Consider the following 13,372-nt stretch of genomic DNA (forward strand, 5'->3'; position numbering starts at 1 on the left):
CCAGAGACTCCGGTCCGGGCCGATTTTTCGACAGCGCGGTTCGACAGCGCGGTTCGCGAGTACGCGCCGACTACTCCGATTTTCGTCGCTGAGACGGCCGGCCTCGTCCCGCTCTCAGCCGACGAACGGTCGAATCTCGACGCCGAATTCGTAGACGCCGGGGTCGACCCGGTACTGTTCGAGCGTCGGCGGCCCGCAGCTCCCCGTCCCGAGACCGCAGTGGGCGTGGTCCAGCGACACCGAAATTTCGTCGCGAGTGGGGAGTTCGTGGTCGTGGGCCGCGGCCGCCAGGTCCGCTCTCGCGTAGTCGTGAGCGGTGACGTCGAGGAGCGACTCGCCGGTCACGGCGATGCCGACGCCGCCATCGTCGGTGAACGTCGCCCAGCGGACGTCCGTCCGGGTGCCGTTGGCCTGCGGGCGGACGTAGGGCGTGTGGAGTTCCGCGACGGCGCCGTCGTATCGCCCGACGAGCGCCGCCTCCTTGCTGTCGACGTACGATTCGCCGGGCCCGCGGCCGTACCAGGTCACGTGGTCGAACTCGCCGTCGAGCGTCAGGTCCAGACCGACGCGGGGGAGCGACGGGAGCAGCGACAGGTCGCCCTCGGGCTCGATCCGCGTCCGGATCTCGACGGCGCCGGTGTCACGGACGGTGTACACCTGCGCCGTCGCGAAGCCGTGATCGAAGATGGGCGGGGCGAGGCGCCCCTCGACAGTTATCTCGACGGCGTCCTCACCGCGGACCTCGTGGCTCACCTCGTCCGTCCTGAACTCGAGGTCGTCGAGCCCGTGTTCCCGCCAGAGCTGGGCGAACCCGATGGTCCTGACGTCGTCGTGCGTGAGCCGCTCGCCGTTCTCGTGGGCCTCTCGAAGCCGGCTGAGCAGCGTCCGGGAGAGGGGGAGCCCCTCGTCGTTGTCGGTCGGTGCCCGCCAGAGACCCGCGCGTGGACCGCTGGAGACCACCTCCCGGCCCCGGTAGGACAGCGACTCGACGACGCCGCGGGTGTCGTCGAAGGTCAGTTCGAACTCGCCGTTCGAGACCACGATCCCGTCGTCGGTCGTCTCACAGCCGAGCGGTGCCGACGCGCCGGGCGACGGCGCCGACGGCTCGCCGTCGGGGAGTTCGAACTGCCCGGTCGCGACGGTGTGGCCCGCCGGCGCCCACCTGGTCTCGCCCCCGAGTCGGGCCTCGACCGTGAGGAGGTTCTCGGCGTCGTCGTCCAGGCGCTCGGGCGCGACGGGGACGGGCAGCGTCGCGCGCTCGCCGGCGGCGACGTCGGGGAGGTCGACGGCGCCGCTCTCGAGGAGTTCCCCGTCCGCCTCGACGCGCCAGGTGGCCCGGAGGTGGTCCAGGTCGCGGAAGTCGTAGCGGTTCTCGACGACCACCTCGCCGCCGTTGAGGTCCGACGGCTCGAACGTCACCGGCTCGATGACCTTCTTGTACTCTGTCAGCCCGGGCGAGGGCGTCCGGTCCGGGAACACCAGGCCGTTGATGTTGAAGTTCGCGTCGTTGGGTTCGTCGCCGAAGTCGCCGCCGTAGGCGAACCACTCCTCGCCGGCGGCCGTGGTCTGGCGGAGCCCCTGGTCGAGCCAGTCCCAGACGAACCCGCCCTGCAGGCGGTCGTGCTCGTAGAACGCGTCCCAGTACTCGCGGAGGTTGCCGGGGCCGTTCCCCATCGCGTGGGCGTACTCGCAGAGGATGACCGGGTGGTCGTAGTCGTCTTCGGCCGCCCATTCCTCGAGCTGATCCCACGGCGGGTACATCGGACCGACGACGTCCGAGACGACCTGCTCCTCGTCCGGTTCGTAGTGTATCGGTCGCGTCGGGTCCCGCTCGCGGGTCTCCTCGGCCATCGTGACGTGGTTCGAGCCGAAGCCCGACTCGTTGCCGAGCGACCAGACGACGACGCTCGGGTGGTTCTTGTCGCGTTCGACCATCCGGACCATCCGGTCGACGTAGGTGTCCTCCCACTCGTCGGCGTCGCTGATGTGGGGCGTCTCGCGGGCAAGCTCCATCCCGTGGCACTCCAGGTCCGTCTCGTCGACGACGTAGAGGCCGTACTCGTCACAGAGGTCGTAGAACCGCGAGTCGTTGGGGTAGTGGGCCGTCCGGACGGCGTTGATATTGTGCCGTTTCATCAGCTCCACGTCCTCGCGCATCGACTCGACGGGGACGTGGCGGCCCCGGTCCGGGTGGAAGTCGTGGCGGTTCACGCCGCGGATCGTCACCGCCTCGCCGTTGACGAGGAACTGGCCGTCCGTTATCTCAACCTCGCGGAAGCCGACGGTCTCCGCGACGACTTCCGTCACCTCGCCGTCCGTCCGCTCGCCGTTCCCCTCGTCTGACGCGTCCACCAGTGCGACCTCGAGGGCGTAACACGTCGGCGTCTCGGCGGTCCACGTCTCCGGGTCGTCGACGTCGGTTTCGAGCGTGACCGTCGCGGTGTCGCCCGCAGCGACCTCGGTAGCACTCTCCAGCTCGGCGACGACGCCGCCGTCCTCGTCCCGGAGCGTCGCCGCCACGGTGCGGGTCGCGTCCGCTGTGCCGACGTTCGCGACGTCGACGGCGGCCGTGAGGTGGGCGTCCTGGTACTCGGCATCGAGGTCCGTCCGCACGTCGACGTCGGCGACGTGGGTCTCCGGGACGGCGTAGGCGTACACCTCCCGGAAGATGCCGCTGAGCCACCACATGTCCTGGTCCTCGACGTAGCTCCCGTTGGTCCACTTGTACACGCGCACGGCGACCGTGTTCTCCCCGGGTTCGACGTGCTCTGTGACGTCGAACTCCGAGGGGAGCCGTGCGCCCTCGCTGTAGCCGACCCGCTCGCCGTTGACCCACAGGTGGAACGCCGAGTCGACCCCCTCGAAGTGCAGGCGGACCTGTCGCCCGTCCCAGTCCTCGTCGACGTGGAACGTGCGACGGTACGAGGCGGTCGGGTTCTCCGTCGGGACGTTCGGCGGGTCGAGCGGGAACGGGTAGACGACGTTGGTGTAATGGGGGTCGCCGTACCCCGCCGTCTGCCAGTTTCTCGGCACGTCGATGCCGTCCCAGTCGCCGGCGTCGAACGCCGGGTCCTGGAACCCCTCGGGCGCGTCCGCCGGCGTCGCGGCCAGGTCGAAGGCCCACTCGCCGTCGAGCGAGCGTATCCACGGTGATCGTGTGCGTTCGCGCCCCCGGGCGGTCTCGGGGTCCTCGTACGGCAGTACGTCGACGTGCGGCGCGAGCCGATTGCGTCCCACGGTCTGTGGGTCGAGCCAGTCGTCCATACTCCCACGTGACACCGGCCCTGCGTAAAGTATTCGCTGGGTGACCGGGCCGGTCGCTACTCGGAGCCCGGTACCGTGCGAACGCTTTTGTTCGCTCCCGGCGCAGTTGCTGGCGTGTCTTACAGCGTCGCAGTTATCGGAACGGGTACGGAACCGGACGACCCCGGCCGCGATGGGTACGCGATGGCGTACCACCACGCGACGGGGTACGAGAAGGTCGACGACTGCGAACTCGTCGCCTGCGCGGACGTCGTCGAGGAGAACGCGCGGGCCTTCGCCGACGAGTTCGCCCTCGCCGACGAGAACGTCTTCACGGACTACGAGGCGATGCTCGGGGCCGTCGAGCCCGATATCGTCTCCATCTGCGTCCCCCCGGCGGTGCACGCGTCCATCGCGCTCGACTGCATCCGGAGCGGCGTCGTCGACGCCATCCACTGCGAGAAGCCGATGGCCGACACCTACGGCGGGGCCAGGGAGATGACCGAGGCGGCCGCAGACCACGACGTCCAGCTGACGTTCAACCACCAGCGCCGGTTCAGCGACGCCGTCCGGACCGCCAAGAACCTGCTCGACGCGGGCGAGATCGGCGACCTCCGGCGCGTGGAGTTCGCGGCGCCGGTCGGCATCTTCGACTACGGCAGCCACTCCTTCGACCTCTGTAACTACTTCAACGACGAGACGTCGGGAGAGTGGGTGCTGGGGCAGATCGACTACTCCGAGGAGAACGTCCTCTTCGGCTCACACAACGAGAACCAGGCGATCGTCCACTGGGAGTACGAGAACGGCGTCCACGGCGTCGCAGCCTCCGACAGCACCGGGACGGGCGGTCCCGCCAGCGCCTTCGCCTGTCACAACCGCCTGATCGGGACCGACGGCGTCATCGAGGTCGGCCCCGAGGGCGACGACGGCGAGGAACTCCCAGCGCTGCGGATCCGCCGCGACGGCGGTGACTGGGAGACCGTCGAGACGGAGGACGGCCTCCACGACTGGGCCTTCGTCGACCGCGCCATCGCGGAGAACGTGCGCTGTCTCCGCGAGGGGGAGACGCCGGAACTCGGCGCCGAGAACGCGCTCAACGCGACCGAACTCATCTTCGCGACGTGGGAGTCGTCCCGACGTCGCGGCCGCGTGGACCTCCCGCTGACCATCGACGACAACCCGCTCCAGGCGATGCTCGACGCGGGCGACCTGACGCCCGCACCGGCGGGGGAGGAGTAGATGGTCCACCTGTCGGTCTGTATCGAGATGGTGTACGACGACGAGCCGTTCCACGAGCGGGTCCACCGGGCCGCCGACGCCGGCGTCGACGCCGTCGAGTTCTGGGACTGGCGCGAGAAGGACCTCGACGCCATCGAGGCAGCGGCGGACGAGGCGGGCGTCGACGTCGTCGCCTGCGTCGCCGGCGGCGAGCTGACCGACCCGGCGGCGGCCGACGACGCCGTCGCGACGATCCGCGAGTCGATCGAGACGGCGGCCGACCTGGGAATCCCCACGCTGATCGCGACGACCGGCCCGGACCAGGACGGCCTGGACCGCCGGACCCAGCACCAAAACGTCGTCGAGGTGCTCTCGCAGGTCGCCCCGGACGCCGAGGACGCGGGCGTCACTATCGCGCTGGAACCGCTCAACACGACCGTCGACCACCCGGGTTACTACCTGACCACGAGCGAGGAAGGGTTCGAGATCGTCGACGAAGTCGGTTCGGATGCCGTGGCGCTCCTCTACGACGTCTACCACCAGCAGATAACGGAGGGCAACGTCATCGATACGATCACGGAGCACGTCGACGAGATCGGTCACATCCACGTCGCCGACGTCCCGGGCCGGCACGAACCCGGGACGGGCGAACTGAACTACGCGAACGTCTTCGACGCCATCGACGACGCCGATTACGACGGCTACGTCGGCTGCGAGTTCTCGCCCACTGGCGACCCGGACGAGGCGATGGCCGCAGTCCTCGAGGCGGTCTGAAGCGGGCTGATCCGAACCCCTTTCCACCCGTGGCAGGCGGGCGGTACGCGGCGACTACCCCCGCTGTCAGTGCCGAGAACGACTGTTAGGTTCTGCATCCGATCCCGCCTTCGGCTCCGACACCGGCGTTCCGTCCCGGTCGCTTCCGTTCACCCCGCCACCGGGGCGCCGTCCGTGCGAGGCACCCCCATGATTTATCTGGTCGACAGGACATCTTCGGGTATGCCGAAGATAGCCTTCGTTGGCGCCGGCAGTATCGTCTTCGCTCGCAACCTGATGGGCGACGTCCTCTCGTACCCGGAGCTGCAGGGGAGCACGATCACCCTGATGGACATCGACGAGGAGCGACTCGACAGGGTCGCGACGGCGGGACGGGAGATGGTCGAACACAACGACGTCGACGCGACCATCGAGACCACGACCGACCGGCGGGAGGCCCTTGACGGCGCCGACTACGTGCTAAACATGATCCACGTCGGCGGCCGGGAGCCCTTCGAGAACGAGATCCGCATCTCCCAGGAGTACGGCGTCAACCAGGCCGTCGGCGACACGCTCGGTCCCGGCGGCGTCTTCCGGTTCCTGCGGACCGCGCCCGTCATGCTGGACCTGGCCCGCGACATGGAGGAGCTGTGTCCCGACGCACTCTTGCTCAACTACACGAACCCGATGGCGATGCTGTGCTGGGCCGTCGACGAGGCCACCGATATCGACGTCGTCGGCCTCTGCCACAGCGTCCAGCACACCGCCGAGGCCGTCTCAGATTACGCAGACGTTCCGCGCGAGGAACTGGACTACTGGGTGGCCGGCATCAACCACATGGCGTGGTTCCTCGAGGTCGAACACGACGGCGAGAGCATCTATCCGGGGCTGTACGAGGCGGCCGAGGACCCGGAGACGTACAAACGTGACAACGTCCGCTTCGATATTCTCCGCCACTTCGGCGCGTTCGTCACGGAGTCGAGCAACCACATGTCCGAGTACGTGCCGTACTTCCGGACCGAGGAGGCGACCATCGAGGAGTACACCGTCGACGAGGAGTTCGAGGACTACTTCGTCGACTGGATGCCCACGGGCCACTACTTCGAGCACTGGTGCGAGTACCAGCAGGAGGCCCGCGAGATGACGGCCGACGACATCGACCCGGAGATCGAGCGATCCGAGGAGTACGGCTCGCGCATCATCCACTCGATGGAGACGGGCGAGCGCCGGCGGATGAATATCAACGTCCGCAACGACGCGGGCGCCATCGCGAACCTCGGGAACGACACCTGCGTCGAGGTGCCCTGCCTCGTCGACGGCCAGGGGGTCCACCCCTGCTCCGTCGGCGAGCTCCCCGCCCAGCTGGTGGCGCTCAACCGGACGAACACCAGCGTGCAGCGCCTCGCGGTGAAAGCGGCCCTCGACCACGACCAGGACGCGCTCCGACGGGCGGTGAAACTGGACCCGCTGACGGCGGCCGCCTGCACGCTCGACGAGATAGACGACATGGTCGACGACCTGCTGGCGGCCAACGCGGACTACCTCCCGGACGAACTCGTCGAGGCGCCCCGCACCGTTTCCTCGCCGACGTAACTGTCGCGGGCCTAGCCGTCGCGGACCGGTCCCCGGCCCCGCTCCTGGTGTGGCGCGTTACTCCGCCCCACCGCGGAAAGGTTTATCATCGTCATCCTACATCATCGACTATGGGCGAGCTAGAGATTCGCAACCTGACGAAGGTATTCAACGACGACAGTGGCGACATCGTCGCGGTCGACGACTTCGAGGCGGAGATCGAGGACGGTGAGCTGATCGTCCTCGTCGGGCCCTCGGGCTGTGGGAAGTCGACGACCCTTCGCTGTATCGCCGGCCTGGAGACGCCGACCCGGGGCGACATTCTCGTCGACGGGAACGACGTCACGGACAACAAGCCGAAGAACCGCGACATGGCGATGGTGTTCCAGAACTACGCGCTGTATCCCCACAAGACCGCCAGGGGCAACATGGCCTTCGGGCTCAAGATGACGACCGACCTCTCGAAGGAAGAGATCGACGAGCGGGTCGAGGAGGTCGCGGCGATGATGGGGATCGAGGACCTGCTGGGGAAGAAACCGGACGAGCTCTCCGGCGGGCAACAACAGCGCGTCGCGCTCGGCCGGGCCATCGTCCGCGAGCCCGAAGTGTTCCTGATGGACGAGCCCCTCTCCAACCTCGACGCGAAGCTCCGGACGCAGATGCGCACCGAGTTGCAGTCGCTCCAGCAGGAGTTCGGCGTCACGACCGTCTACGTCACCCACGACCAGACCGAGGCGATGACGATGTCCGACCGCATCGCCGTCCTCAACGGGGGCCAGCTCCAGCAACTCGGGACGCCCCTGGAGTGTTACCACGAACCCGCGAACCGCTTCGTCGCCAGTTTCATCGGCTCGCCGTCGATGAACTTCTTCGAGCTGGAACTGGACACGGCGGGGTCGCCGACGCTCGTCAACGAGACCTTCGAGTACGAACTCGACGACGACGTCTACGCGGACGTCGAGGGCACGGGCGACCGCTTCACCCTGGGCATCCGACCGGAGGACGTCGAGGCCGTTCCGGCCGACACTCGCAACGCGATACCGGCAGAGGTCGAGGTCACGGAACCGCTCGGTGACGTCACCTACGTCTACCTGAACGTCGGCGACCAGCAGTACACCGCGACGCTCGAGGGCGACATCGTACTGGAGGCCGGCCGGACCATCCACGTCACCTTCCCGCAGGAGAAGATCCACCTCTTCGACGGCGACACGGGCGAGGCCGTCAGGAACCGGACGCCGCCGGAGGTCGACGACTTCGGGTCGCTCACCGGCGTGGAGACGGACCAGGGCGCAGAAATAGCCGAGTAACGCTCGCGAACCGATTCTCACTCCGGACTCGGGGTCGTCACTCCAGTCGCGGCAGGTCCTTCGTCACTCCAGTCGCGGGAGGTGATCCTCGTTCGCCGCGAGCAGTTCCTCGGTCATCTCGTGAATCTCGTCGAGCGTACACGCCGCGGCCGTCAGCGGGTCCAGTTTCACCGCCTGGTGGATCTTCTCGCGGTCGTGCTCCAGTGCGCCCTCGACGACGAGGCGGTGGATTGACGCGTGCTGGCGCGGGAAGTGGGCGATTTCGGTGGGCAGTTCGCCCACGGAACACGGGTTGACGCCCGTCCCGTCGACGAGCACGGGAACCTCGACGCAGACGTCTTTCGGGAGGTTCTCGATGGCGTTCGTCTCGTTGGAGACGTTGAGGTTCATCCGCCGGGGCGTGTCGGTCTCCACGGCGTGGATGATGCGGGAGGCGTACTCTTCGGAGCGCTCCGGCGCGACCGTCTCGAGGTCGACGTCCATGTCGGGGTCGTCGCGATGGGCCGACCGCTCTTTCCAGCCCTCGAGGTAGGTGGCGGTCTCCATGCGCTCGGCGTAGTCCGTCCCCGTCATCTCCTCGATGGTCGCCTCGTCGGTCCGGAAGTAGGGCACGTACTCGGACATGTGATGGGAGGACTCCGTCGGGAAGTAGCCGAAGTGGCGCATCATCTCGAAGCGGACGGTGTCGCGCTCGTAGATGTCGGGGTCGTCCATCGCCTCGCGGAGCGCGGGGTAGATGCTCTCGCCGTCGTGTTCGGCCGTCAGGAACCAGGCGACGTGGTTGATGCCCGCCACCCAGTAGTCGAGTTCGTCCTGCGGGACGTCGACGTAACTGGAGATTGCCTCGGCGGTGTGGGGGACGCTGTGACAGAGGCCCACCGTCTCGACGTCCGTGGCGTCGTACAGCGTCTGGCAGAGGATCGACATCGGGTTGGTGTAGTTCAGGAAGAGCGCGTCGGGACACACCTCCTCCACGTCGTTCGCGATGTCGAGCATCGTCGGGATGGTCCGCAGGGCCCGGAAGATGCCGCCGGGTCCGATGGTGTCGCCGATGGCCTGCTTCACGCCGTATTTCTCCGGGATGCGGATCTCGTTCTCGAAGGGCTCGGTGTCCCCGACGTTGATCATGTTGAGCACGTAGTCCGCGCCCTCCAGGGCTTCGACCCGGTCCGTGGTCGACTCGACGGTCGCGTCCAGGCCGGCGTTGTCGACCATCGACTCCGCGACCCGCGCGGTCTGTTCGAGGCGGTGCTCGTCGATGTCCATCAACGCGATTTCGCTGTCCTCCAGTTCGTCGAACGAGAGGACGTCGCCGACGAGCGTCGTGGCGAACACCATGCTACCCGCACCGATGAAGGTGATCTTCGGCATGCGTCGACACAGTGGCGTTCGCTGGATAAATATACCGGTGGCCGGGACGAGCGGGCCCGCCATCAGTGACGTCCGGGACTGGGCGCCGGTTCCGGAGAGTATTGTCGGGAAATTAATGGAAATATATATACCTATCCTTCACGACTGTCAATGCGAAGCAATGCCAGACAGCAGTCCGGACAGCCTTCGGCGACGAAAACTCGTACAGAGCATCGGCCTGGGCGCTGGTATCGCCCTGGCCGGGTGTAGTGGCGACGGCGGAGACGGTGGTAGCCTGGAAGGAGACGGCGACGGTGGCGGGGATAGTCTCGGGACAGAGACCGGGGGAGGTGACGGCGGTGACGGTGGATCCGGCGCCGACGTACTCCACTGGGACGCGGGGCTCCCCTCCAACGAGGAGGACCTCGAAACGGCGTTATCGAACATCCAGAGCTTCTTCGAGGAGCGCACCGGCGAGCAGCTGCAGATCACCGACTACACCTACGAGGACATGCGCTCGGCGTACCTCACGGGCGCTCGGTCGGGCGACCCCGACTCCGTAGAGGGTGTCCTCTCGCACCTCACCGAGTACATCGAGGCGGACCTCATCGAACCCATCGGGGACAAGGCCGAGGCCCTGGAGTGGTACGACGGCTACGTCGAGAGCACGATCGAGGCGATGTCGTACCAGGGCGAACTGTACGCGCTCCCCTACACCGGGAACGGACGCGCGTTGATCTACCGCACCGACATCCTCGAGGAACTGGGACAGGACCCGCCGGAGACGGCGGACGAGTTCCTCGAGATCGGTCGGCTGATCAAGGCAGAGACCGACGTCACGCCGTTCCACAACTGCACCAAGGACGGCGGCGTCCGCGCGTTCCAGGAGTGGATGTCCCACGTCTACCAGCACACCGAGAACCTCTACGCGACCGACGGGGACGGCTGGACGCTGAACGTCGACGCGGACACGCTCGGCCTCGTCTTCGACAAGTACTACTACCAGGTGTGGGCGAGCGACGACCCCATCGCCGACCCCGACCAGCTGGGGACCGGCTGGCAGGTCAACGACCCCGAGTACATCAACGGCAACCTCGCGATGATCGAGTGCGGGCCGTGGATCCGCGGCTGGACGAGCGGCCCCGAGATCGACGACGAGGACGCGGCCTCGCAGGTTCTGGACGAGAACACGGCCGTCGATCACCTCCCCTACGCGGAGGGCGGGGAGCGCGGGACCTACCTCGAGGTCAAACCGGTCATGGTCAACGCCAACTCGGAGAACCAGGACCTGGGATTCGAGGCCGTCGCCTCCCGGTGTAGCCCGACGGTGATGGAAAAGCAGAAGTCCCACTCCCCGGGCAACTACGTCACGCCGGTCCACGAGGACGTCGAGACCACCCTGGAGAGCGAGAACTGGATGCCCTTTACCGACGTGTTCGAGACGGGTCGCGCGCTGGCGAAGATCTCCTGGGGCCCGGTGCGCCAGGAGTTCTACCCGCTGATGCAGGAGGTCGCCTACGGCGAGACCGACCCCTACGACGCCGGGAGCACGCTCCACTCGAACCTGAAAAGCCTGGAAGGCGACCTGTAATCCAGATGGCGACGAACACGAGTAAGGGTCCGGCCGAACGATTCCTCGAGGAGTTCAGGGCCTTCGTCTCGGAGACGTGGCTCGGCTACGCGCTCATCCTGCCGGCGACGATACTGGTCGCGGCGATCATCCTGTACCCGACGGTCCGGGGTATCCACATGGCGTTCCTCGAAGTATCGCTGCTCCAGCCCGGAGAGGAGTCGTTCGTCGGTCTCGAGAACTTCGCCGAGATGGCTAACGACGCAGTGTTCCGGACCGCGCTGTGGCAGACGGTGGTGCTCACCGCGCTCGCGGTGTCGATCCAGTACCTGCTCGGGATGGCGCTGGCGCTGGTGCTCAAGGAGAAGGTGCCGGGAATGCGCTTTTTCAGGAGCGTCTCGATGGTGACGTGGGTCCTGCCGATCATCGTGATGGTCATCCTGTTCCGGTTCATGGTCCAGAACGGCTTCGGCCCCGTGAACATCATCCTCGGCGCGCTCGGCCTGGAGACGACCTACTGGTTCGGCGACCCGGAGATGGCGTTCCCGCTCATCGTGTTGATGCACGTCTGGCGGAACGTCCCGTTCTACGCCATCGCGCTGATGGCGGCGATGAACTCGATCCCCGAGACCCAGTACGAGGCCGCGCGCCTCGACGGCGCGGGCGCACTCCAGCGCTTCCGCCACGTCACGCTCCCGCAGATCTCCTACGTGTCGATGATAATGATCGTGTTGCACGTCATCTTCACGTTCAACAACTTCGAGATCGTCTACCTCTCGACCGGCGGGGGACCGCTCGGCAACACCGAAGTGCTCGCGACGTACGTCTACAAGACGGCCTTCGAGACGTACGCGCTCGGCTACGCGGCGAGCATGGGCGTCGTGATGCTCATCATCATGCTCACGTTCACCGCAGTGTACGTGAAACTGGAGGACACCGACTGATGCACAGCGAGGTATTCCATGGCAACTGAAACGGACGCTATCGACGGCGGAACCGGGACGACGAGCGCCATCCAGCGCTTCGACGAGTGGCTGGACGAAGACGTCTCTCCACGGCGAGCGCTGGCCGTGTACGCGGCCCTCGGGGTGTTCATGCTGTTCCTCCTGCTCCCGGTCCTGTACATGATACTGGCGACGTTCACGAACCAGACGTTCCTCTACTCGTCGGCGCTGCTCCCGTCGCTGTCCAGTCTAACGATCGCGAACTACGTCAACGTCCTCTCGACGGGCGCCTTCCAGCAGTACTTCGTCAACTCGACTATCATCGCGACGGCGACGACCGCGCTGACGCTGTCGGTCGGCACCCTCGCCGCCTACTCGCTGAGCCGGTTCGACTACCCGGGGCGAGGATCGCTCCTGCTGGCGTTCCTCGGGACTCAGATGTTGCCGTACGTACTGATCCTGATCCCCTTCTTCCTGTTGATGTACACGCTGGACCTCATCAACTCCCACCTCGGGATCATCATCGCCCACTCGGTCATCGCCCTGCCACTGGCGATCTGGCTGCTGAAGGGTTACTTCGACGACATCCCCGAGTCGCTGGACGAGGCCGCCAAGATGGACGGCTGTTCGCAACTGGACGTCCTGGCCCGGGTCATCCTCCCGCTGTCGCTGCCGGGCCTGGCCGTGGCGGGATTCTACACGTTCACCATCTCCTGGAACGACTTCCTGCTCGTCTCGGTGCTCTCCCAGACCGGTGCGACCCGCACGCTCCCCTACGGGCTGCAGCTGTTCCAGTCCCAGAACCAGGTCGCCTGGCACCTCGTGCTCACGGCGGCGACGATCACCATGGTTCCGGTCATCGTCCTGTTCGCGGCGGTCCAGCAGTGGGTCGTCAAGGGCCTGGCCAGCGGCGGCATGAAGGGGGCGTGACCACGGAGCCCCCCTTCGTTCGCGGCTCCCCGCTCCAGTCCCTCGTCGTCGGTCTGGCGTTTCGTCGTCGGTCTGGCGTTCGGTGTCCCACCGTCGTGGCGACACCCGATTTCGGCACTACTTATAAGAATTGAGCAATACTATTTTATTTGGTACTACGAAGTACGGCGTCGAACGTCGTTCGCGGACTAGAACTCACAACCGCTTCGAGCGGACACAGAACGCCGTCTCAGCCCGGATCAAATTCACCGGCCGATTCGCGCGATCTCGAAGATAGTCTTGACAATTGTGGCCTATATGGCGGTTTCGACGCTCAGCCGTCTGGTTCTGCTTCAGACAAGCTACTTCCGTTTCTTCTGACTAATTTCTTATAGTACATCGGAATGATATAGAAGGTGCCAATTACACCTGGCGCCCTGATCCATCCCTGTCCGAGACGCGTACTGACGGTCACCGTGGCTGGCCGCTGTCGCTACGGGCCAGGA

The 13,372-nt window shown here is 66.4% G+C and carries 9 protein-coding genes; 7 read left to right on the top strand and 2 right to left on the bottom strand.

What is annotated here, in order from left to right:
• Positions 1-114: 114 nt before the first annotated feature.
• Positions 115-3,264: a beta-galactosidase, LacZ type gene (locus BM337_RS02855; RefSeq protein WP_089813711.1), complete on the bottom strand. Its 3,150-nt coding sequence runs from the start codon at positions 3,262-3,264 to the stop codon at positions 115-117.
• Positions 3,265-3,378: 114 nt separating this feature from the next.
• Here BM337_RS02855 and BM337_RS02860 point away from each other — a divergent pair, with 114 nt between their 5' ends.
• The 4 genes from BM337_RS02860 (at position 3,379) to BM337_RS02875 (ending at position 8,093) form a co-directional block, all read left to right on the top strand.
• A complete protein-coding gene (locus BM337_RS02860; protein ID WP_177227116.1) occupies positions 3,379-4,482 on the top strand; it encodes a Gfo/Idh/MocA family protein in 1,104 nt (367 codons plus the stop codon).
• Complete coding sequence (locus tag BM337_RS02865; protein ID WP_177227117.1) at positions 4,483-5,235, top strand: hydroxypyruvate isomerase family protein; 753 nt, start codon at positions 4,483-4,485, stop codon at positions 5,233-5,235. It abuts the gene before it with no gap.
• A gap of 222 nt (positions 5,236-5,457) precedes the next feature.
• Positions 5,458-6,807 (top strand): alpha-glucosidase/alpha-galactosidase, encoded by a 1,350-nt coding sequence (melA, locus tag BM337_RS02870; protein ID WP_089813713.1) that lies wholly within the window; start codon positions 5,458-5,460, stop codon positions 6,805-6,807.
• Positions 6,808-6,917: 110 nt separating this feature from the next.
• Complete coding sequence (locus tag BM337_RS02875) at positions 6,918-8,093, top strand: ABC transporter ATP-binding protein (RefSeq protein WP_089813715.1); 1,176 nt, start codon at positions 6,918-6,920, stop codon at positions 8,091-8,093.
• A 63-nt stretch (positions 8,094-8,156) separates the two neighbouring features.
• Here the strand turns inward: BM337_RS02875 and melA (BM337_RS02880) are convergent, their stop codons facing one another.
• A complete protein-coding gene (gene melA / locus BM337_RS02880) occupies positions 8,157-9,464 on the bottom strand; it encodes an alpha-galactosidase (RefSeq protein ID WP_089813717.1) in 1,308 nt (435 codons plus the stop codon).
• Between the two features lie 160 nt (positions 9,465-9,624).
• On the opposite strand from melA (BM337_RS02880), the gene BM337_RS02885 reads away from it, so the two are divergent.
• From BM337_RS02885 to BM337_RS02895, 3 genes are read left to right on the top strand one after another with little or no spacing between them, the layout of a single operon-like run.
• The gene (locus BM337_RS02885) at positions 9,625-11,034 is read left to right on the top strand and encodes an ABC transporter substrate-binding protein (RefSeq protein WP_089813718.1); all 1,410 of its coding nucleotides are present in this window, start codon (positions 9,625-9,627) and stop codon (positions 11,032-11,034) included.
• Positions 11,035-11,039: 5 nt separating this feature from the next.
• Complete coding sequence (locus BM337_RS02890) at positions 11,040-11,957, top strand: carbohydrate ABC transporter permease (protein WP_089813720.1); 918 nt, start codon at positions 11,040-11,042, stop codon at positions 11,955-11,957.
• Positions 11,958-11,975: 18 nt separating this feature from the next.
• Complete coding sequence (locus BM337_RS02895) at positions 11,976-12,887, top strand: carbohydrate ABC transporter permease (RefSeq protein ID WP_089813722.1); 912 nt, start codon at positions 11,976-11,978, stop codon at positions 12,885-12,887.
• Positions 12,888-13,372: the final 485 nt, after the last annotated feature.

This window comes from Halomicrobium zhouii (assembly GCF_900114435.1).
Taxonomy (GTDB): domain Archaea; phylum Halobacteriota; class Halobacteria; order Halobacteriales; family Haloarculaceae; genus Halomicrobium; species Halomicrobium zhouii.